Origin of the sequence: Streptomyces sp. NPDC093089, assembly GCF_044754405.1 — a bacterium.
In the GTDB taxonomy this organism is placed as follows: domain Bacteria; phylum Actinomycetota; class Actinomycetes; order Streptomycetales; family Streptomycetaceae; genus Streptomyces.
In genome coordinates, this window is sequence record NZ_JBIVPA010000002.1 from 688192 (window position 1) to 708472 (window position 20281).

The 20281-nt window shown below is 73.0% G+C and carries 17 protein-coding genes; 8 read left to right on the forward strand and 9 right to left on the reverse strand.

Features of this window, described 5'->3' with window-relative positions; all coding sequences use genetic code 11:
• Positions 1–11: 11 nt before the first annotated feature.
• On the reverse strand, positions 12–413 hold the full coding sequence (locus ACIQFX_RS06795) for a carboxymuconolactone decarboxylase family protein (RefSeq protein ID WP_402459600.1): 402 nt from the start codon (positions 411–413) through the stop codon (positions 12–14).
• Between the two features lie 133 nt (positions 414–546).
• Here ACIQFX_RS06795 and ACIQFX_RS06800 point away from each other — a divergent pair, with 133 nt between their 5' ends.
• A complete protein-coding gene (locus tag ACIQFX_RS06800; protein ID WP_402459503.1) occupies positions 547–1089 on the forward strand; it encodes a MarR family winged helix-turn-helix transcriptional regulator in 543 nt (180 codons plus the stop codon).
• Positions 1090–1264: 175 nt separating this feature from the next.
• On the opposite strand, the gene ACIQFX_RS06805 is transcribed toward ACIQFX_RS06800, so the two are convergent.
• Complete coding sequence (locus ACIQFX_RS06805) at positions 1265–2254, reverse strand: aldo/keto reductase (RefSeq protein ID WP_402459505.1); 990 nt, start codon at positions 2252–2254, stop codon at positions 1265–1267.
• 187 nt (positions 2255–2441) lie between these two features.
• The gene (gene thpR / locus ACIQFX_RS06810; protein ID WP_402459507.1) at positions 2442–3053 is read right to left on the reverse strand and encodes an RNA 2',3'-cyclic phosphodiesterase; all 612 of its coding nucleotides are present in this window, start codon (positions 3051–3053) and stop codon (positions 2442–2444) included.
• A gap of 33 nt (positions 3054–3086) precedes the next feature.
• Between thpR and ACIQFX_RS06815 the strand changes: the two genes are divergently transcribed.
• Positions 3087–3623 (forward strand): GNAT family N-acetyltransferase, encoded by a 537-nt coding sequence (locus ACIQFX_RS06815; RefSeq protein WP_402459509.1) that lies wholly within the window; start codon positions 3087–3089, stop codon positions 3621–3623.
• Here ACIQFX_RS06815 and ACIQFX_RS06820 read toward each other — a convergent pair.
• From ACIQFX_RS06820 to ACIQFX_RS06830, 3 genes are all read right to left on the reverse strand, one after another.
• Positions 3613–5016 (reverse strand): signaling protein, encoded by a 1404-nt coding sequence (locus tag ACIQFX_RS06820; RefSeq protein WP_402459511.1) that lies wholly within the window; start codon positions 5014–5016, stop codon positions 3613–3615. The genes ACIQFX_RS06815 and ACIQFX_RS06820 overlap by 11 nt on opposite strands.
• 129 nt (positions 5017–5145) lie before the next feature.
• Complete coding sequence (locus ACIQFX_RS06825) at positions 5146–6498, reverse strand: MFS transporter (RefSeq protein ID WP_402459513.1); 1353 nt, start codon at positions 6496–6498, stop codon at positions 5146–5148.
• Positions 6499–6551: 53 nt separating this feature from the next.
• Positions 6552–7013, reverse strand: a complete 462-nt coding sequence (locus ACIQFX_RS06830) for a MarR family winged helix-turn-helix transcriptional regulator (RefSeq protein WP_402459514.1) — start codon at positions 7011–7013, stop codon at positions 6552–6554.
• A 168-nt stretch (positions 7014–7181) separates the two neighbouring features.
• Between ACIQFX_RS06830 and ACIQFX_RS06835 the strand changes: the two genes are divergently transcribed.
• Positions 7182–7409 carry a hypothetical protein gene (locus tag ACIQFX_RS06835; protein ID WP_402459516.1) on the forward strand — a complete coding sequence of 76 codons (228 nt, stop codon included), beginning with the start codon at positions 7182–7184 and terminating at the stop codon, positions 7407–7409.
• Here ACIQFX_RS06835 and ACIQFX_RS06840 read toward each other — a convergent pair.
• Positions 7379–8842 (reverse strand): NCS2 family permease, encoded by a 1464-nt coding sequence (locus tag ACIQFX_RS06840; RefSeq protein WP_402459518.1) that lies wholly within the window; start codon positions 8840–8842, stop codon positions 7379–7381. The genes ACIQFX_RS06835 and ACIQFX_RS06840 overlap by 31 nt on opposite strands.
• A gap of 156 nt (positions 8843–8998) precedes the next feature.
• Here ACIQFX_RS06840 and ACIQFX_RS06845 point away from each other — a divergent pair, with 156 nt between their 5' ends.
• The 3 genes from ACIQFX_RS06845 to ACIQFX_RS06855 all read left to right on the forward strand — a co-directional run bounded on the left by ACIQFX_RS06845 (position 8999) and on the right by ACIQFX_RS06855 (position 13379).
• Entirely contained in the window at positions 8999–9295 is a 297-nt protein-coding gene (locus tag ACIQFX_RS06845) for a DUF2530 domain-containing protein (protein WP_402459520.1), read from the forward strand.
• Between the two features lie 248 nt (positions 9296–9543).
• Positions 9544–11952 (forward strand): HAD-IC family P-type ATPase, encoded by a 2409-nt coding sequence (locus ACIQFX_RS06850; protein ID WP_402459522.1) that lies wholly within the window; start codon positions 9544–9546, stop codon positions 11950–11952.
• Positions 11953–12176: 224 nt separating this feature from the next.
• Positions 12177–13379, forward strand: a complete 1203-nt coding sequence (locus tag ACIQFX_RS06855; RefSeq protein ID WP_402459524.1) for a serine hydrolase domain-containing protein — start codon at positions 12177–12179, stop codon at positions 13377–13379.
• Between the two features lie 67 nt (positions 13380–13446).
• On the opposite strand, the gene ACIQFX_RS06860 is transcribed toward ACIQFX_RS06855, so the two are convergent.
• Both ACIQFX_RS06860 and ACIQFX_RS06865 read right to left on the reverse strand, forming a co-directional pair.
• Entirely contained in the window at positions 13447–16602 is a 3156-nt protein-coding gene (locus tag ACIQFX_RS06860; RefSeq protein ID WP_402459526.1) for a sacsin N-terminal ATP-binding-like domain-containing protein, read from the reverse strand.
• Positions 16603–16796: 194 nt separating this feature from the next.
• Positions 16797–17726, reverse strand: coding sequence for a DUF3027 domain-containing protein (locus ACIQFX_RS06865; RefSeq protein WP_402459527.1), 930 nt, complete (start codon positions 17724–17726; stop codon positions 16797–16799).
• A gap of 552 nt (positions 17727–18278) precedes the next feature.
• Between ACIQFX_RS06865 and ACIQFX_RS06870 the strand changes: the two genes are divergently transcribed.
• Positions 18279–19655 (forward strand): MFS transporter, encoded by a 1377-nt coding sequence (locus ACIQFX_RS06870; RefSeq protein ID WP_402459529.1) that lies wholly within the window; start codon positions 18279–18281, stop codon positions 19653–19655.
• 140 nt (positions 19656–19795) lie between these two features.
• Complete coding sequence (locus ACIQFX_RS06875; RefSeq protein WP_402459531.1) at positions 19796–20275, forward strand: DUF2771 domain-containing protein; 480 nt, start codon at positions 19796–19798, stop codon at positions 20273–20275.
• The last annotated feature ends 6 nt before the right edge of the window (positions 20276–20281 follow it).

A 20281-nucleotide genomic window follows, 5' to 3' on the forward strand; every position in this document is an offset into this window, starting at 1 on the left:
GGCCGCGCGGGTCAGGCCGCGCGGACGAGGCGGTTCGCGAAGGTGGAGAGGGTGTACGTGCCCACCCCGAGGACGACCTCCAGGGCGTTGCGGCGGGTGTAGCCGGCCTCCTCGAAGGCGGCCAGGTCCGCGTCACCGACGGCGCCGGAGGAGGCGAGCACCCGGAGGGTGAACGTCCGGACGGCCGCGAGGCGTTCGGGCTCCGGCGCCGGCCCGAGCGCGGCCATCTTGGCCTCGTGCATGTCGACGCACAGGTGGCACTGGTTGCGCTCGGCGACGGTCAGGACGACCGTCTCCCGGGAGTGCGGGTCGAGCGTCGTGGACTCGAAGATCGCGCTCAGCTTCAGGAAGCCGTCGAAGGTCTCCGGGGACTCCTTGAGGAGGGCGACGGCTGCGGCGGCGCGAGCGGACATGTCGGCGGGGACGGAGGCGAGGGCGGGTTCGGGTGCGGAGACGGCTGCGGACAAGGCGGTTCCCCCTGGATGCGTGGATGCCTGGATGCGCGGATGTCCGGATCTCTGGACGTCCGGACGTAGAATCGACAACATGGTTGACCATGTCGCTGGAGAAAACGTAAACCAGGTTGTCGATATCGGCAAGGGGGATCCCCGCACACCGCCCGCCGACGGCCCCGGCCACGAACTCCCCCTGCTCCTCTTCGGCGGCTTCCGCATGCTCATCGACGGGCTGCACGCCCGCCTCGCCGCCGAGGGCCACCCGGACATGCGCCCCGCGCACGGCTTCGCCATGCAGGCGGTCGGCACCCAGGGGGCGACCGCCAGCGAGATCGGGCGGCGCCTCGGCGTCTCCAAGCAGGCCGCCGGCAAGACCGTGGACCGGCTGCTCGCCCTCGGCTACGCCGAGCGCGCCGACGACCCCGCCGACGCCCGCCGCAAACTCGTGCACCTCACCCCGCGCGGGTACGCGGCGCTCGCCCGCTCCGCCGCGATCTTCGACGAACTGCGCGCGGAGTGGGTCGCGGCCCTCGGCGCGGACCGCGTCCGCGACCTGGAGGGCGCCCTGCGGACCGTCGTCCCCGCGGAGACGGCGTTCCGCCTGGACGCCACCAGCTGGCTCGGCACCCCCTGAGCCCTCACGGGACCACGGGAGACGGGACCGCCCGGGACGGGGCCGCCCGGGACGGGGCCGCCCGGGACGGGGCCGCCCGGGACGGGGCCCCAGGGACGGACCCCAGGGGACGGGACCCCCAGGAACGGGACCCGGGGACGGACCGCCGGCGGCAGGATCGCCGCCGGCGGCGGCGTCACCAGGCGAAGGCCTCCGGCGACGGGCCCGGGCCGGGGAAGACCTCGTCGAGGCCGGCCAGGACCTCGTCGCTCAGCTCGGTCTCCAGGGCGCGGAGCGCGCCGGCGAGCTGCTCGGGGGTGCGCGGGCCGACGATCGGGCCGGTGACGCCGGGGCGGGTGAGCAGCCAGGCGAGGGCCGTCTCGCCGGGCGCGAGGCCGTGCTTGTCGAGCAGGTCCTCGTAGGCCTGGAGCTTCGCGCGGGAGGCCGGGTCGGCGAGGGTGGCGGCGGCGCGGCCCTCCGTACGGCGCTTGCCCTCGGCCTCCTTCTTGAGGACGCCGCCGAGCAGGCCGCCGTGCAGCGGGGACCAGGGGATGACCCCGAGGCCGTACTCCTGGGCGGCCGGGATGACCTCCATCTCCGCGCGCCGCTCGAAGAGGTTGTAGAGGCACTGCTCGCTGACGAGGCCGACGGAGCCGCGGCGGGCGGCGGCCTCGTTGGCCTGGGCGATCTTGTAGCCGGGGAAGTTCGAGGAGCCCGCGTAGAGGACCTTGCCCTGCTGGATCAGGACGTCGACGGCCTGCCAGATCTCCTCGAAGGGGGTCGAGCGGTCGATGTGGTGGAACTGGTAGACGTCGATGTAGTCGGTGCCGAGCCGCTTGAGGCTGGCCTCGACGGCGCGGCGGATGTTCAGCGCCGAGAGCTTGTCGTGGTTGGGCCAGGCGTCGCCGTCGGTGCCCATGTTCCCGTAGACCTTGGTGGCGAGGACGGTCCGGTCGCGGCGGCCGTCGCCCTTGGCGAACCAGGAGCCGACGATCTCCTCGGTCCGCCCCTTGTTCTCACCCCACCCGTACACGTTGGCGGTGTCGAAGAAGTTGAGACCCGCGTCCAGCGCCGTGTCCATGATGGCGTGGCTGGTGGGTTCGTCCGTCTGCGGTCCGAAGTTCATCGTCCCGAGGACGAGTCGGCTGACCTTGAGTCCGGTGCGTCCGAGCTGCGTGTACTTCATGGGAGTCAAGCCAACTGCTTCGAGCGCACTCGAAGCAAGGGGCTTCTCGCGGGGTGGGTAGGGGCGGCCTCGGCCCCGCGCGCAGGGGCTACTGGCCGACCACCGACGCCACCGCGATGATCGCGAACATCAGTACGAGCGCGCCGGCCATGATCCGGTTACGGGTCTTCGGGTCCACCCTTCGAGGTTAACCCGCCCGTCCCGGCCGCCCGTCCCCGGCCCGGCCGCTCTCCGCCCCTTCCAGGGGCCAGCCGCCGACCTTCTCGTACCGCGGCTGCTCACCCGGCACCCCGCTCACCGGCAGGTTCGACCGCACGAGCGCCAGCTCGGCGACCTCCCAGCGGCCGCCCTCGAAGGCGCCCAGCTCGTCCTGGAACGGGCGCAGGTCCACCTCGTCCGTCCGCGCCCGCGCGAGCGTCAGGTGCGCCTGGTAGCGGCGGTGCTCCTCCATCGCGACCCCCGCCCGCCGTGCGGCGGCGTCCGCGCGCTCGGCCAGCAGCCGCAGCTCGTCCAGGCCCCCGGCGACACCCGTCCACAGCGCCCGCCGCCCGAAGTGGCCGCCGCCGTGCAGCCGCAGCGCGAACGGCGGCGTCCGGTGCGCGGCCCTGGCCAGCCGCTCCCGCAGCTCCGGCAGCAGCTCCTCGTCCACCTCCCCCATGAAGGCGAGCGTGAGGTGCCACCCGGGCCGCGTCGTCCAGCGCAGCCCGTCGGCCCCCGGCAGCCGGTGCAGTCGGTCGACGACGTGTCCGAGTTCGGCCAGCCGCTCCGGGGGCGGCAGGACCGCGGCGAAGAGCCTCATGGGGAAAGTCTGACAGCGACTGGCCGCGGCGGCATGAAGATCCGCAAGGGCGGGGCCGACGGCCTCCCTGCGATACTCGCGATTCTCGACAGCGCCGTGGTGTGGCCGAACGGCAGGGGGACCACCGCCCAGTGGGGCACGGAGTCGTTCTCCGGCCGCCCCGAGGCCGTCGAGCAGGTCGAGCGGACGATGGGCGAGGGCGACCCGTGGATCGCCGAGGTCGACGGCGTACCGGCGGGCACGATGACGCCGACCCCGCACCCCGGCCGGCACGTCGCCCCGGCCGGCGAGCCCGAGGTGTACGTCCGCCTCCTCGCCACCGACGCCCGCTTCCACGGCCACGGGGTGGGCGCCGCCCTCCTCGCCCACGCCGAGGCCGAGACCCGGCGCCGGGGCGTCTCCCTGCTGCGCGTCGACTGCTTCGCCGGGAGCGAGGGGCGGCTGATCGCGTACTACGAGGGCCGGGGCTTCACCCGTACGGAACCGTTCGCGGTGGGCGACTGGCCGGGGCAGGTGCTGGAGCGGCGGGTCGGAGGACCCGCCACCCGGCGGTTCCCCGTCAGCTGGTGAAGTACCCGGCGTCCAAGGCGATCCAGCCGGCGAACCCGCGCTCGTCGTAGACGCGCAGCCGGCCGTCGGGGGTGACCTCCCAGCGGACGGCGAGGGGGCCGGTGATCGTGCCGGCGCCGGTCGCCGTGCCCACCATGCCCTGGGTGCGGCCGGGGCGGAGGTGCGGCGGGAGCGTGAGGATCGTCTCGCCGCTGGTCCACGGCTTCAGGTCGACGCGGGTCACCCGGAGGCGGAGGTCGACGCGGTCGCCCGACTGGCGGTACTGCGGGCTGTAGCTGTCGGTGGCGGTGTAGGCGGGGTCGCAGACCAGGTCGGTCCACGGGACGGTGGTGCCGGAGATGCCGTAGAGGGCCATGTGTCGTGTCTCCTGGGTGGCGAAGCCGAAGACGAGCTGCGGCCCCGCGGGCGTTCGGCGGACGGTGATCGCTTCGGTCTCGCGGTGGGCCAGGTCGAGGGCGGTGGCGTTGAAGGTCCGCTCGACCACCTTGCCGGTGCGGACGTCGTAGACCGTCCACCAGGAGTTGCCGGGACTCGGGTTGGTGGTGCTGTAGGCGCTGCCCTGGTTCTGGTGGACGAGGTTCCCGTACAGGCACCAGGACTGGGTGGCGTACTGCGCCGGGAAGCTGTGCTCCGGGGTGAAGACGCGGTTCTTGAAGGCGTCGAGCCCGTACACGCGGTACTCCGCGACGCCGGACGTCTCGTGGCGCACCGCGATGCGGCCGTGGTCGACGTCCAGGGACGGGGTGATCATGGCGGCGCCCGGGACGGGGTCGAACACCTCGACGAGGCTGCTGCCCGCGTCGACGACGGCGCCGGGCGTGAACGCGACCCGGCCGATGTGCTTGCCGTAGGCGAACTTCACCGGTTCGCTGACGCGGTCCGCGTCGGTCTCCAGCCAGAGCCACGGCGTGCCGTCGACGTGCTCGACGCCGAGGCCGCCGCCGTGGCCGAAGCCCCTCAGGTGCATGACGGCGAGGACGGTGCCGTCGGGCGCGAGCTGGTTGACGCACAGGTCGCCCCGCCGGTTGCGGTCCTCCGTATTCAGCGTGACCTCCGGATCCTCGTCCGGGAGCCGGCGGCCGCCGCTCATGAGCTGCACGGCGTACGCCAGGCCGGTCACCGGGTCGAAGGCGACCTGCTGGTGCACCCTGGTGTGTTCGAGGAGGATCTCCCTGCCCAGCAGGTCGGTGGGCAGGGCCTTCAGGTCGAACCTGTGCCCGGCGGGCAGGGTGGCGGCGGCGGGCCAGACGGCGGGCTCGGCCTGCGGGAGGACCGCCTGCGGGACAGCCGCCTGCGGGACGGCCGCTTGGGCTGCTCCTACGGGAGCGAGGACCGGGACGAGGACCGGAGCGGCGGCCATCGCGGTCAGGACGTTACGGCGGGTCAATGGCATGGGCGTGCAAGCCCCCCTTTTTTCTTGATCATCACCTGCACGGCTCGGTGATCCTCGCACGCGTGAGCGAGAGGTCAAGGGGGGGCCGGCAACTCCGAGGCGGCCGAACGCCTACGCCTGCTTCTGCTCCTACGCCGCCGTCGCCAGCCGCTCGCGGGCCACGAAGCGGACCTGGGGGTGGCCGTGACGCCAGCCCATGGCGACCTTGAGGCCGCCGACGCGGGCGAGGACGAGGCCGACGACGACCGCGGCCACGAGCGAGATCGCGCCGCCCGTCGCGAAGCCGACGCGGGCGCCGTAGGTGTCGGTGACCCAGCCGAGGAGGGGCGCGCCGATCGGCGTGCCGCCGGCGAACACCATCATGTAGAGGCTCATGACGCGGCCGCGCATGGCCGGGTCGGTGGCCATCTGGACGGCCGAGTTCGCGGTGACGTTGACCGTGAGGCCGATCATGCCGATCGGTACGAGCAGCAGCGCGAACATCCAGAACGCGGGCGACAGGGCCGCCGCGATCTCCAGGACGCCGAAGACGGCCGCCGCGATCACCAGCATCCGCAGCCGGGTCGAGCCGCGGCGGGCCGCGGCGAGGGCTCCGACCAGGGAGCCGGCCGCCATCAGGGTGTTGAGGAGGCCGTACGTGCCGGCGCCGACGTGGAAGACGTCGCCGGAGAAGGCGGTGAGCCAGATCGGGAAGTTGAACCCGAAGGTGCCGATGAAGCCGACGAGGACGATCGGCCAGATGAGGTCCGGCCGCCCGGCCACGTACCGCAGGCCCTCTCTCAGCTGGCCCTTGCCGCGCGGGGTGCGCTCCACCTTGTGGAGTTCGCTCGTCCGCATGAGCAGGAGGCTCACGAGCGGGGCGAGGAACGACAGGCCGTTGAGGAGGAAGGCCCAGCCGCTGCCGACTCCGGCGATGAGGACGCCGGCGACGGCGGGGCCGACGAGCCGCGCGGACTGGAAGTTCGCCGAGTTCAGGGAGACGGCGTTGCGCAGCTGCTTCGGGCCGACCATCTCGGAGACGAAGGACTGCCGGGCCGGGTTGTCGACGACGGTCACCAGGCCGAGGAGGAAGGCGATCAGGTAGACGTGCCAGACCTGGACGGAGCCGGAGAGGGTGAGGACGGCGAGCGCGAGGCCGCAGAGTCCGAGGGCGCCCTGGCTGAAGAGGAGCAGGAGCCGCTTCGGGTAGCGGTCGGCGATGACACCGCCGTACAGCCCGAAGAGCAGCATCGGCAGGAACTGCAGGGCGGTCGTGATGCCGACGGCGGCGGCCGAGCCGGTGAGGCTCAGGACCAGCCAGTCCTGGGTGATCCGGGCCATCCACGTACCGGTGTTGGAGACGATCGCTCCGGTGAAGAACAGCCGGTAGTTCCGGATCCCGAGCGAGGAGAAGGTGTCCCCGAAGAGGGTTCCTCCCCGCCCGCGGGTGTCGAGGGTGGGTTTGTGGACGGGTGCGGAGTCTGCTCCGTGTCCCGTACTCAAAGCGCGTCGCCTCCTTGGCGCGTCGGGTCCGGGGGCTCCCCCGGCCCTGGGGGCTACCCCCGGGGAGCCGGGGGTAGGTGGGCGAGCTTCTCCAGGACCGGGGCGGCCGCGCGCAGCTTGGCCCATTCGTCCTCGTCCAGGCCTTCGGCGAGGGCGGCCAGCCAGGCGTTCCGCTTGCGGCGGGACTCTTCGAGCATGGTCGTGGCCTGCTCGGTCTGGCTGACCACCTTCTGTCGGCGGTCGTCGGGGTGCGGCTCCAGCCGGACCAGTCCCTTGGCTTCGAGCAGCGCGACGATGCGGGTCATCGACGGCGGCTGGACGTGTTCCTTGCGGGCCAGCTCACCGGGGGTGGCCGAGCCGCAGAGCGACAGGGTGCCGAGCACCGACATCTCGGTCGGGCTCAGCGACTCGTCGACGCGCTGGTGCTTGAGGCGTCGGCCCAGTCGCATGACGGAGGAGCGGAGCGCGTTCACGGCCGCGGCGTCGTCGGCGGTGCCGTGGGACAGGTCTGGCATGTTTGTTAGCCTAACTCATTACCCTGTCTAAATACCAACGGGAACACGCAGACGTCACACGAATCACATCCGGGCAGGTCACGCTTGCATATCCATGCATCACCCAAATGAGTGAGTCGGATCCGGAAAGTGACGCGAAGGAGCCCCTGCTGCCCCGACCCTGACGACATGGGATCGACAGTGCTCAGCCTGCGCATCGACAGTGAGCTGCTCGACCGGCTCAAGAGTCACGCCGCCAAAAGAGGAATGAGCGTCCAGGACTATGTCGTCCGGACGCTCATTCGGGAGGACTTCGACGCGCGGTTCAAAACCGCCGTGGAGGAGACGGAGAAGTTCTACGGGGCCTCCGACGCGCCCCGCGACGATCAGGTCAGGCCCAACGCCGGCATCGCGTAGTAGAAGACGAACACAGCCGACACGACGTACATGGCCACCGGGACCTCACGGCCCCGGCCGGCCGCGAGTCGCAGCACGCTGAACGCGATGAAGCCGATACCGATGCCGTTCGTGATCGAGTACGTGAACGGCATCATCACCATGGCCAGGAACGCCGGCACCGCGATGGTGAAGTCGCTCCAGTCGATGTCCTTGACCGAACCGGCCAGGATCAGGAAGCCGACCGCGAGCAGCGCCGGCGTGGCCGCCTGGGACGGGACCATCGTCGCCAGCGGCGTGAGGAACAGCGCGACCGAGAAGAGACCACCGGTCACGACCGAGGCGAGGCCCGTGCGCGCGCCTTCGCCGACGCCCGCGGTGGACTCCACGAAGCACGTGGTGGCCGAGGAGGAGGTCGCGCCGCCGGAGGCGACGGCCAGGCCGTCGACCAGCAGGACCTTGTTGATGCCGGGGAAGTTGCCGTCCTTGTCGATCAGCTTGGCCTCGTCGCCGACACCCAGGATCGTGCCCATCGCGTCGAAGAAGCAGGACAGCAGCACGGTGAAGACGAAGAGGACACCGGTCAGCATGCCGACCTTGCCGAAGCCGCCGAACAGGCTGACCTCGCCCACCAGGCCGAAGTCCGGCGAGGCCACCGGGTTGCCCGGCCACTCCGGGGTGGTGAGGCCCCAGGACGGGACGGTCGCGACCGCGTTGATCACCATCGCGACGATCGTCATCACGACGATCGAGATGAGGATCGCGCCCGGCACCTTGCGGATGATCAGGGCGAGGGTGAGGAGCGTGCCCAGGATGAAGACCAGGACCGGCCAGCCGGTGAGGTGACCGTCGCCGCCCAGCTGGAGCGGGACGGTGGTGTGCGCGGCGTCGGGGATGCGGGAGACGAAGCCCGAGTCGACGAGGCCGATCAGCATGATGAAGAGGCCGATGCCGATCGCGATGCCCTTGCGCAGGCCGACCGGGACCGCGTTCATGACGCGCTCGCGCAGACCGGTCGCGACGAGCAGCATCACGACGATGCCGGCGAGGACGACCATGCCCATGGCGTCCGGCCAGGACATCTTCGGCGCGAGCTGGAGCGCGACGACCGTGTTGACGCCGAGGCCGGCGGCGAGGGCGATCGGGACGTTGCCGATGACGCCCATGAGGAGGGTCGTGAAGGCCGCCGTCAGGACGGTCGCGGTGACGAGCTGGCCGCTGTCGAGCTGGTGCCCGTACATGTCCTTGGCGCTGCCGAGGATGATCGGGTTCAGCACGATGATGTAGGCCATCGCGAAGAAGGTGGCGAAGCCGCCGCGGACCTCGCGGGCCACGGTGGAACCGCGCTCGGAGATCTTGAAGAAGCGGTCGAGGCCGGAGGCGGGAGTTCCCTGGTTCTCGGGATTCTCGGGGCTCTCCGGGGATGTGGCCTTGGCGGTGGCCGTGGTGCTCATGGGGGTTCCTCTTCGGAAGAAGTCCTTTTTGGCGGTTCATACGAAGGAAACACGCCAGAGGCAAACCGTTTCAGTATGAACACATGAGCGATCGAGCGTCCATCTCCGCGCGTAGACCATGCAGGGGTGCGAATTCGCGCCACCTAGACTGAGCCCATGGCGAAGTGGACACCGAAGCACGAGGCACCCGAGCCCCTGGAAGGGCCCGTCGTCGCCACCATCACCGGCGGGACGATCCTCTGGTTCGTCCTCTTCCTCGTCCAGGTCCCCTTCTACGGCTGGTTCGCCGACCGCGACCTCACCTCGTGGGTGTGGACCTGCCTGGCCGGCGCCGGACTCGGCCTGATCGGCATCTGGTACGTACGGAAGCGGGACGCGGCGATCAAGCGGCACGCGGCGGCACGCGCGGCGGAAGCGGACGCACCGCGCGCCGACGGAGGCGGTCCCGCGTAAGACGGACCCCGCCCGCGACCGGTCCCACCCTCGGCCCGTTCCGCCCGCGACCGGTCCCACCCTCGACCCGTCCCGCCCGCGACCGGTCCCAGCCTCGGCCCGTCCCGCCCGCGACCGGTCCCGCGCATGACGGACTCCCACCCGCGGCGGTCCCGCGTAAGACCAGGGGACGATTCCGGTCCTCCCCCGGTCCGATCTTCGCCCTTCTCGGCAGGTGAACGGTCGAATCCGGCCGTACCGTCGAAAACATGACTCAGCGGGCGAAGATCGACACGGGCGGCGGCGGGATCGAGGCGGTGGAGCCCCCCGTCGTGCACCACCCCGCCGGGCTCACCTCCGCCCAGGTCGCCGAGCGCGTCGCACGCGGCGAGGTCAACGACGTACCCCTGCGGAGCTCCCGCTCCACCACCGACATCATCCGCGGCAACGTCTTCACCCGCTTCAACGCGATCATCGGCGTGCTCTGGGTGATCATGCTCATCGTCGCGCCGATCCAGGACAGCCTCTTCGGCTTCGTGATCGTCGCGAACACCGGCATCGGCATCGTCCAGGAACTCCGCGCCAAGAAGACCCTCGACGGCCTCGCCGTCATCGGCGAGGCCAAACCGACCGTCCGGCGCGACGGCCGCGCCGCCGAACTGTCCACCTCCGAGATCGTCCTCGGCGACCTCATCGAGCTCGGACCCGGCGACAAGGTCGTCGTCGACGGCGTGGTCGCCGAGGCCGACAGCCTGGAGATCGACGAGTCCCTGCTGACCGGCGAGGCCGACCCGGTGGTGAAGAAACCCGGCGACCGCATGATGTCCGGATCGTTCGTCGTCGCCGGCGGTGGCGCCTTCACCGCCACCAAGGTCGGCCGCGAGGCGTACGCGGCCCAGCTCGCCGAGGAGGCGTCCCGCTTCACCCTGGTCCACTCGGAGCTGCGCAACGGCATCTCCACGATCCTCAAGTACGTGACGTGGATGATGGTCCCGACCGCGATCGGGCTCGTCATCAGCCAGCTCGTCGTCAAGGGCGACGACTTCAAGGACGCCATCGCCCGCACGGTCGGCGGCATCGTCCCGATGATCCCGGAGGGCCTCGTCCTCCTCACCTCCGTGGCCTTCGCGGTCGGCGTGATCCGGCTCGGCCGCAAGCAGTGCCTCGTCCAGGAGCTGCCCGCCATCGAGGGCCTCGCCCGCGTCGACGTCGTCTGCCTCGACAAGACGGGCACCCTCACCGAGGGCGGCATGGACGTCACGGAGCTCCGCACCCTCGACGGCGGCGACGAGGCGTACGTACGGAAGGTGCTCGGCGCCCTCGGCGAGTCCGACCCGCGGCCCAACGCCTCCCTCCAGGCCATCGTCGACGCCTACCCGGACACCGTGGAGTGGCGCTGCACGGAGAGCCTGCCGTTCTCCTCCGCCCGCAAGTACAGCGGCGCCGCCTTCAGCGAGGGCAACGGCGAGAACTCCACCTGGCTCCTCGGCGCCCCCGACGTCCTCCTCGCGGCCGACCACCCCACCCTCACCGAGATCGACCACCTCAACCAGCAGGGCCTCCGAGTGCTCCTCCTCGCCCGCGCGGTCCACGAGCTCGACTCCCCCGAGGTCGCCACCGACGCCCGCGCCACCGCCCTCGTCGTCCTCGAACAGCGGCTCCGGCCCGACGCCGCCGACACCCTCGCCTACTTCGCCGAGCAGAACGTCGCCACCAAGGTCATCTCGGGCGACAACGCGGTCTCCGTCGGCGCCGTCGCCGCCAAGCTCGACATGCCCGGCGCGGCGGACACCGTGGACGCCCGCACCCTCCCCACCGACCGTGAGGAGATGGCGAAGGCCCTCGACGAGAACGCGATCTTCGGCCGCGTCACCCCCCGGCAGAAGCGCGACATGGTCGCCGCCCTCCAGTCACGCGGCCACACCGTCGCCATGACCGGCGACGGCGTCAACGACGTCCTCGCCCTCAAGGACGCCGACATCGGCGTCTCCATGGGATCCGGCTCGGAGGCGACCCGGGCCGTCGCCCAGATCGTCCTGCTGAACAACTCCTTCGCCACGCTCCCGTCGGTGGTGGCCGAGGGCCGCCGCGTCATCGGCAACATCACCCGCGTCGCCACCCTCTTCCTCACCAAGACGGTCTACTCGGTCCTCCTGGCGATCCTGGTCGTCTGCTCCCAGGTCGAGTACCCCTTCCTCCCCCGCCACCTCACGCTCCTCTCCACCCTCACCATCGGCGTCCCCGCGTTCTTCCTCGCCCTCGCCCCCAACAAGGAACGCGCCCAACCGCACTTCGTCCGGCGCGTCATGCGGTACGCCATCCCCGGCGGCGTCATCGCCGCCGCCGCCACCTTCACCACCTACCTCCTCGCCCGCCACCACTACAGCGGCCCCGGCGCGCTGGAGGCCGAGACGAGCGCCGCCACCCTCACCCTCTTCCTCGTCTCCATGTGGGTCCTCGCGATCGTCGCCCGCCCCTACACCCTCTGGCGCCTCGTCCTCGTCGCCGCCATGGCCGGAGCCTTCCTCCTCGTCCTCGTCGTCCCCTGGCTCCAGGACTTCTTCGCCCTCAAACTCGTCGGCGTCACCATGCCCTGGGCCGCCGTCGCCGTCGCCGCGGCCGCGGCCACCCTCCTCGAACTCGCCTGGCGCTGGGTGGACCGCAGGTTCCCGGCCTGACGTCGGGGTCGGGCCTCGGGAGCTGCCTCGGGGCCTGCTTCAGGGGCGGGTCTCGGGGTCCGCCTCGGGGTCGGGGCCGGGGTCCGCCTCGGGGTCGGGGCCGGGGTCCGATCCGGGGGCGATCGGGGTGATCACCGATGGGCCCGGGGCGCCGGACGCGACAGAGTCAGTGGTGTCCGGAGCACTCGACGAGCCCTCGCGGCGACCACCCTGGGAGCAGCCCCATGCGACACCGTCCGACCACCGCCCTGCGCCGCCTCACCGTGGCGGGGATCGCGGCCGTCACCCTCGCCGTCTCGGTCGGCGTCCCCGCGGCGACGGCCGCCGAGCACGGCCCGGCCACCACGGCGACCCGCGGTGCGGGCACGGACTTCGACGGCGCACCGCTCCGCGACCTGATCAGCCCCCTGCCCGGGTACGAGGCGGGGGCACTCGTCCGGGTCGACGGGCCGGGCAGAGGCGCCCTGTGGACCGGCACATCCGGGGCCGTGTCCCCGGACGACCACTTCCGCATCGGCAGCATCAGCAAGGTCTTCACCCACACGATCGTCCTCCAGCTCGTCGCCGAGCACAGACTCGCCCTCGACGCCCCCGTCCGCCGCTACCTCCCGGACCTGGTCCCCGCCGACTACGCCGCGGTGACCGTCCGCCAGATCCTCGACCACACCAGCGGATTCCCCGCCCCCGCCCCGACGCCCGGCCCCAAGGACGGGCCGGGCTGGTGGCTCAGGTCGGTCGCACCGGCCGACGGCGTCCGCGACGCGTTCGCGCTCGCCGCCGACGACGAGATGTGGCAGCGGCACCGCCCGGCCGCGGGCACCGTCCAGCAGTACAACGGGATCAACACCGTCGTGGCCGGCCTCCTGATCGAGAGGACCACCGGCACCCCCTTCCGGGACGAACTCGACCGCCGCCTCCTCCGCCCCCTCGGCCTGCGGAACACCAGCCTCCCGGCGGCCGGGGACACCGCCCTCCCCTCCCCCCACACCCGCGTGTACGTCGGCGCCGACGACGTCACCGAGCAGAGCCCCTACCCCTGGGCCGAAGGCGGCATGATCTCCACCGCCGCCGACCTCGACCGCTTCACCACCGCCCTCTTCCGCGGCCGCCTCCTCCCGCCCGCCCTCCAGAAGGTGGCCTTCTCCGTCCCCGACGTCCCCAGCGCCCCCCAGAACAGGAACTGCCTCGACGGCACCTCCTGCTTCGCCCCCAGCGGCCTCATGCGCCTCACCCTCCCCAACGGCACCACCGTCTGGGGCAAGACCGGCTCCCGCCCCGGCTGGGACAACGGCCTCTTCGCCACCCGCGACCTCACCCGCCGCCTCGTCTACTCCCTCAACCCCACCGGCACCGGAACCCGCGACCAGTACACCGACTACGCCGTGAAGCTCGCCACGGCCGCCTTCTCCGGGGCCGAGACGAACTGACCCCCGCGACGCGGAGCGTTCGCGGGGGCCGGTGGGCGGCCGAAGGCCGCCCCGGGAGTCGCCGGGGTCAGTCGAACCAGCGGTCCCTCGCCAGTTCGGTGGTGCGGGAGGGGTCTTCGAGGAGGGCGGCCACTTCGAAGCGGCGGGGCCATTGGCCGGCGGCCCAGGCGAGGCCGGCGGCGACGCCTTCGAGGGTGGCGGCGTGGAGGACGCCGTCGGGGGTGTGGCGCCAGTCGAGTTCGACGCCGGCGGCGCGGAGTTCGTCGTGCTCGATGTAGGAGGCCGGGGTGGCGGGGCCGAGGAGGGCATGGACGGAGGGAGGGACGTCGTGTTCCTCGCCGACGGTGGTGACCTCGGCTTCGACGGCCTCGCTGAGGCGGCGGACCTGGAAGAGGTCCGCGAGGTCGGCGGCGCGGGACGGGGAGACGGGGAGCAGGGGGGTGCCGGCGGTGAGCGGGAGGAGGTCGGGGGCGTCGGCGACGAGGGCGTCGGCGGCGTCGACGACGACGAGGGCGCCGTCGACGACGGCGCGGAGCTCGTCGGGGAGGGTGACCTGCTCGGGGTCGAGGTCGGCGAGCGCGGTGTAGAGGGCGTGGAGCTGGACGGCGGTGACCTCGCGGGAGGGGTCCGCGAGGCGGGTGAGGAGTTCGGCGGCGCCGCCGGGTTCGTCGAGGAGGGCGGCGACGGAGGTGCGGACGCCGAGGGCGCGGAGGACCTGCTCGTCGTCGAAGCCGGTCGCGTCGGCGGAGTCGTAGAGGCCGGCGAGGAGGGGGTCGGAGCCCTCGGCGCGGAGTCCGGCGGGTCGGCGGCCGTCGAGGACGGGGTGGTCGCGGAGCCACCAGGCGGTGTAGGGGCGGACGGTCTCGGTGGTGCCGTCGGGCAGGAGGATGCGGACGGGCTGGGTGAGGGCGTCGCGGAGGGGCGGCTGCGCGAGGAGCGCGAGGGCCATGGGCCAGCAGTCGTCGTCGACGAGGTCGAGGTCGCGTACGGCGACGATCTCGGTGGCGACGGGCGGCACCGGGGTGGCGGGCAGCCGGTCCAGGACGTCCTCGCACCAGACGTCGACGGCGTCGAGGAGGCCGGCGTCGTCGGGCTCGGGGTAGTCGCTCTCGCGGGGTTCGACCTCGTCGGGGTCGAGGACGAGGTCGGTCGCGCGGACCAGGGCGAAGGTGGCGAGGACACCGCAGGCGGCGAGCGGGCGCTCGCCCCAGCGGGCGGCCAGTTCGGCGTCGACGTAGGCGAGTTCGTCGGGGCGCATGACGGCGGCGAAGGGGGAGCCGGGGAGGACGAGTTCGCCGGCCGGGGAGAGTTCGCCGTCCTCGTCGGGGAGGGCGAGCGCGCCGAGCCAGGGCTCGTCGCCGGGGTCGAGTTCGGCGTCCCGGACGAGGGCGAGGACCGTGTCGGCGAGTTCCTCGGCGTCGAGGGTGTCGGCGTCCTCGTCCCAGATCTCGCCCGCGTCGAGGGAGGCCGCGACGGCCGCCCGTACCTGCGGGGTCGTCAGGACCGCGCGGGGCGTGGCGGGGAGGGCGCCGAGCTTCTCCAGGAGCGGGTGGGCGGCCTCGGGGTGGGCGACCTTGAGGCCGAGGCGGGTGAGTTCGGCGGGGGTGCGGTCCTGCGGGAGGAGGACCTGGCGGGGGCCGATGGTGGTGCGGACGCGGAGGCCGTCGACGGTGTCCGCGAGCGGTACGGGGAGGCCGGTGAGGCGGTCGGGGTCGACGCCGGCGAGGGAGTCGTAGAGGCGCCACCACCAGGTCGGGGCGCGGTCGACGCCGGCGAGCCGGTCGACGGCCTCGGTGAGGGGGACGCGGCCGATGCCGAGGGTGCGGAGTTCGGGCCGGCGTTCGAGGCCGGCCGGGAGGAGGGTCGGGAAGACCTCGGCGAGGACGGCGACGGTCTCGGCGCCGGCGCCTTCGGCGACCTCGGCCTCGATGGGGCGGAGCGCGGGCAGTTCCTCGGAGGGGGCGGCGGGGGCGAGGAACGCGACCCTCGGCAGCCGGTCGAGGATCGCCTCGCGCAGGGCCCCGTCGAGGGGTCCCTTGCCGAGCGGGCCGGGGACGAGGTCGAGGGTGGCGGTCGTCACCGGGTGCCAGGCGGCGAGGAGTTCGGCGTACGCGTCGGCGGCGCGCTGCACCAGGAAGTCGGTGAGCGGGCCCGGCGCCGGGTGGCGGCGGGCGGTGTCGAGCGGCAGGGAGGCGATGAGGAGGGCGGGGATGCCGAGGGGTTCGTCGGTGGGCGTGGGGGCGTGCACGACGGGGGTGGTGCGGGGGTAGCGCGGGGCCCCTTCCCCGTCGACGGGTACGGCCCAGGTGACGGTCCAGTGGGGGCGGAGGCGTTCCTCGACCGGTCGGTCCTTGAGCAGTTCGGCGTCGATCGGGCCGCCGTGGGAGACGGTCCGCCAGCGGTGGGTTCCGGTGGCGGTGTCGTCGATGCGGACGTAGCCGTCGTCCTCGGAGCGGCGGAGGGTCCGTACCCCCTCGGTCGTCTCGACGACGATCTCGGCGAGGCCGGGGAGCGTGAGGAGCAGGGCGTCGTCGACGGAGTCGAGGAGGCGTTCGGCGAGGTCCTGGGCGGCGGTGTCGCGCAGCGGGAGGACGACGACGGTGTCGTAGCCGTCGGGGGCGGTGCCCTCGGCGGGCAGCGGGAGCCGCAGGAGGGGTACGTGGCCGTCGCGGCGGCGGAGTTCGTCGCCGAGGCCCGGGCTGTACCGGGCGGCTTCGGCGGCCAGTTCGCGGGCTTCGGCGAGGGACCAGCGGACGCCGCCGTGGCGGCCGAGGACGGCGGGTTCGTCGCTGACCGCGAGGACGGCGGCGAAGCCGACGCCGAAGCGGCCGACGGCGCCCTGGCCGTCCGGTCCGCCCTGGTCGCGCTTGGCGGAGGCGCGGAGCGTCGACAGCGACTCGGCGCCCGTCGCGTCCAGCGGGGCGCCGGTGTTGGCGGCGGCGAGGACGGCGGGGCCCTCGTGGTCGGCCGGGTGCAGGGTGAGGCGGAGGCGGCCGGTGACGCCGGCGCGGTGGGCGGCGTCGGAGGCGTTCTGGGCGAGTTCGACGACGAGCCGGTCGCGGTAGCCGCCGAGTGCGAGGTCCTCCTCGGCGTTGGCGTCCTCGCGGAACCGGGCGGGTGAGGCGCCCCAGGCGTCGAGCACGCCCCGCCGCAGCCGTGCGGTGCCGAAGGGGTCGGTTCCGTCGGTCGTCGTCCGGACGCTGACGCTCACGTCTGACTCCACTCTGCGGGGCGGTGCTGCGGGCGGTGGTGCCGGACCCGAAGGTCCGGGGCCCGAAGGTACCGCGCTCCGCCCCGCCCCGAACGCCGGGGCACGTCCCGGCCCCGGGGCGCGCGGGAGCGCGTCCGGGGGAGCCCGTACGGGCGCCGGGGCTGTCGATCAGGCCCCGCGTGCCCGGCCGGGTCGACAGGACACCCTTACGAGTGGCCGAGGTCCTCGGAGGCGGCGTCCGGTTCGGTGGTGGAGCCGGAGTCCTTGGCGGGACGGAGGGGGAAGGCGTCGGCGGCCATGGAGTCGAGGACCGGGGGCGCCGGGCGCGGGGGCTTCGGCATGATCGCGGCCTCCGAGTGGCCTCCGCAGCCGTAGGCGAGGGAGACGACGCGGCCGTCCGCGGGCGAGAACTCGTTGGCGCAGAGGCCGAAGGCCTGCTTCAGGGAGCCGGCCAGCGGCACCAGGAAGGCACAGGACTCGCAGGAGGCGGGGGCCGCCTGGGCCATGGGCGTCTTGGCGCCGAAGGCCTCGTCCCAGCGGTCGGCGGCCGTGTGCAGGCCGTAGCGGGACAGGACGCGGGCTCGGCGCATGCCGAGCTCGTCGGCGACCGCGGCGATGGCGCCCCGCGAGGGGGTGCGGGTGACGATCTCGGCGTCCTCGGCGTCGAGGTGGTCCGCCAGTTCCTCGGAGACCGCGGAGTTCGGCGGCGGCGCGTCCTCGCCGGAGTAGCCGGGCTCCAGGCGCAGGTCGTCCTGCTCGGTGGGCAGGAGGTCGCCGGGGCCCATGTCGCCGGGGCGCAGCCGCTCGCTCCACGGCACCCACTCGGGGGCGAGGAGGGCGTCGGAGCCGGGCAGCAGGACGGTTTCGTCGAGGGTGACGTTCTTGGCTCGGGAGGCGCGGGTGACCGTCACGGCCCAGCGCCAGCCCCGGTAGCCGGGCTCCTTGGACTCGAAGTAGTGCGTGACGACCCGGTCGCCCTCCGCGACCACTTCGACGTGCGCGCCGACGATGCCGGGCGCGGCCGCCTCCTCGGCGGCCTCTCGCGCGAGGTCTACGGCCTCGACGCACAGACGGTCGGGGGTACGCGTGGCTCGCGGGGTACGCGGGGTACCGCTTCGCGTCGTCGCAGCACTCACAGGTCTCGCTTCTCTCCTACGCCGTCTCACGGGTGCGCCGGCCGAGGGGGCGGGAGCGAAGCCACGGGCGGCGGGCGGAGCGGACCTGTGGGCCGCATCGACGTCCGCGCACCCGACTTGTCTCGCGTGTCTCGGGCACACCTATCGCCATCCATTCTGCGGGATGCCGAAGAGGCGCGCGGCCGAGAGCTTCCGCCGGTGACGCGCTACGCACGCTACCCCGTTCGCGGGCCTCCGCCCACCTGCCCGTCCCAAGTGGCCCGGATCGCGGACGGTCGGAGCGGCGCGCCCGACCCCGTTCGCGGACCGTCACCGACCCCGTACGGCCCGGAACGGGGACGGTCGCCACACCCCGTACGGCCCGGATCACGGATGGTCGCCACACCCCGTACGGCCCGGATCACGGGCGGTCGCCGACCCCTGTTCGGCCCGGATCGCGGACGGTCGCCGACCCACGTTCGGCCTGGTTCCGACCGTGTTCGCGCCGGGTTCGCGTGGTCTTCGCCGTCGTGGCACGGTTCGCCAGGGGTGCGGGTGGGGCACTATGACGGAGTGGCAGCCGCACGGTCTCCCGCACGATCCGAAGATCATGCCGGACCGCTCCGCCGAGCGGGCCGGGCGGTCGGGCGTGCCCTCCACCTGCCCTTCACGGGGACGGCGAGGGGCATCCGGAAGGCCACGCACGCGCACGGCGCGGGCGAGTCGGGGCTCGGGAAGCTGATCGAGCTGCACGCCGTGAACGGCGCCGGGGACGTCATGATCACCGTGGCCCTGGCGTCGACGGTCTTCTTCTCGGTGCCCACGGACGAGGCCCGCGGCCGCGTCGCCCTCTACCTCGCCGTCACGATGGCCCCCTTCACGCTCCTCGCGCCGGTGATCGGACCGCTCCTCGACCGCATCCCGCACGGTCGGCGCGCCGCGATGGCCGGCGCGATGCTGACCAGGGCGGTGCTCGCGATCATGATGTCGGGGGCGGTGGCGACCGGCGGCCTGGAGCTCTATCCAGCGGCGCTCGGCGTGCTCGTGGCGTCGAAGGCGTACGGGGTGGTGCGCAGCGCGGTGGTGCCGCGGCTGCTGCCACCGAACTTCTCGCTGGTGAAGGCGAACTCGCGGGTCACGCTGGCCGGGCTGCTCGCCACCGGCATCGCCGCGCCCATCGGGGCGGGGCTCCAGCTGATCGGCCCCGGCTGGCCGCTGTACGGGGCGTGCGCGCTGTTCCTGCTCGGGACGTTCTGGGCGCTGCGGATGCCGCCGAAGGTGGACTCGGCGAAGGGCGAGCGGCGGGCGCACCTGCTGACGCACGGCGAGCGGAAGCCGAGCCTGCGGACGGTCGGCCCGTCGGTGCTGCACGGCCTGGAGGCGAACGCGGCGCAGCGCATGCTGTCGGGTTTCCTGATCTTCTTCCTGGCGTTCCTGCTGCGCGAGCATCCGCTCTCGGGGCAGAGCGCGGCCGTCTCGCTCGGGATCGTGGGCGTCGCGGCGGGCATCGGGAACGCGTGCGGCACGGCGGCGGGCTCGCTGCTCAGGGACCGCGGCCACGGCCCCGAAGTGATCATCGCCACCATGATCAGCACCGTGCTCGGTACGGCGATCTGCGCGGCGATCTTCTTCGGCGGCCTGATGGTCGCCGTCCTCACCGCGGTCGCGGGCCTCACCCAGGCCCTGTCGAAGCTGTCCCTGGACGCGCTGATCCAGCGGGACGTGCCGGAGGTGGTGCGGACGTCGGCGTTCGCGCGCTCCGAGACGGCGCTGCAGATGGCGTGGGTGGTGGGCGGCGGCATCGGCATCGCCCTGCCCCTGAACGGCACCCTCGGCATGGCCGTCGCGGCCGGCATCCTCGGGGTGGGCGCGCTCCTCGCGGTCCGCGGCCTCCTCGGCGCCGCCCGCCGCCCCGGCCCCAAGGACCGCACCAAGGCGCGGGTGGCGTAGTCGGGCGCCCGCCGGCGGGGCCGGGGCCCGTTCACCGGCGGGGCCCGTGCGGTCGGGGCGGCGGGGCCGGAGGGGTGCCGGGAGGCGGCACGCCGTACCCCCGCGTGGCGCGGGCGCGGCGGCCCGATAGCCTTCGGCTCATGACCGTTGCGTTCTTCTCCGGCTCGCGCCGCCGGGCCGCCGTCGCCCTCGGGGCCGTCTCCGCCGGGCTCCTCGTACTCTCCGCCTGCGACAAGCCGACTCCGCTCGCGACCGTGACGGTCGGGACCGAATCGATCCACTCCGAGGCCGCCTGCTACAACAACGGCGACCCCATCAAGGAGTCGCAGATCCAGCAGTGCCTCAACAAGAAGGCCGAGAAGACCATCACCGTCGCCTCGGACGACAAGATCCGCTTCGGCGTGGACCCGGAGATCGCGGACCGCGGCTGGACGATCTTCCTCGGTGGCCAGCAGGCCGAGCCGGAGCCGTACAAGAAGACGTACCGGACCATTCCGGCCAGCGCCTTCTTCTCCTCGCAGACCGGCGAGGCCACCGACAAGACCCAGGTGACCATCGTCGAGAACACCGGCAAGACGCTCACGGGCATCTGGCACTTCCAGCTGGAGAAGGAATCCTGATCCGCC

Coding starts and splice junctions, on each gene's coding strand:
- ACIQFX_RS06820 (WP_402459511.1), bottom strand. CDS start 5,016: ATGCCATTGACCCGCCGTAACGTCCTGACCGCGATGGCCGCCGCTCCG.
- ACIQFX_RS06845 (WP_402459520.1), top strand. CDS start 8,999: ATGGCGAAGTGGACACCGAAGCACGAGGCACCCGAGCCCCTGGAAGGG.
- ACIQFX_RS06840 (WP_402459518.1), bottom strand. CDS start 8,842: ATGAGCACCACGGCCACCGCCAAGGCCACATCCCCGGAGAGCCCCGAG.
- ACIQFX_RS06805 (WP_402459505.1), bottom strand. CDS start 2,254: ATGAAGTACACGCAGCTCGGACGCACCGGACTCAAGGTCAGCCGACTC.
- ACIQFX_RS06855 (WP_402459524.1), top strand. CDS start 12,177: ATGCGACACCGTCCGACCACCGCCCTGCGCCGCCTCACCGTGGCGGGG.
- ACIQFX_RS06850 (WP_402459522.1), top strand. CDS start 9,544: ATGACTCAGCGGGCGAAGATCGACACGGGCGGCGGCGGGATCGAGGCG.
- ACIQFX_RS06815 (WP_402459509.1), top strand. CDS start 3,087: ATGAAGATCCGCAAGGGCGGGGCCGACGGCCTCCCTGCGATACTCGCG.
- ACIQFX_RS06835 (WP_402459516.1), top strand. CDS start 7,182: ATGGGATCGACAGTGCTCAGCCTGCGCATCGACAGTGAGCTGCTCGAC.
- ACIQFX_RS06795 (WP_402459600.1), bottom strand. CDS start 413: ATGTCCGCTCGCGCCGCCGCAGCCGTCGCCCTCCTCAAGGAGTCCCCG.
- thpR (WP_402459507.1), bottom strand. CDS start 3,053: ATGAGGCTCTTCGCCGCGGTCCTGCCGCCCCCGGAGCGGCTGGCCGAA.
- ACIQFX_RS06875 (WP_402459531.1), top strand. CDS start 19,796: ATGACCGTTGCGTTCTTCTCCGGCTCGCGCCGCCGGGCCGCCGTCGCC.
- ACIQFX_RS06800 (WP_402459503.1), top strand. CDS start 547: ATGGTTGACCATGTCGCTGGAGAAAACGTAAACCAGGTTGTCGATATC.
- ACIQFX_RS06830 (WP_402459514.1), bottom strand. CDS start 7,013: ATGCCAGACCTGTCCCACGGCACCGCCGACGACGCCGCGGCCGTGAAC.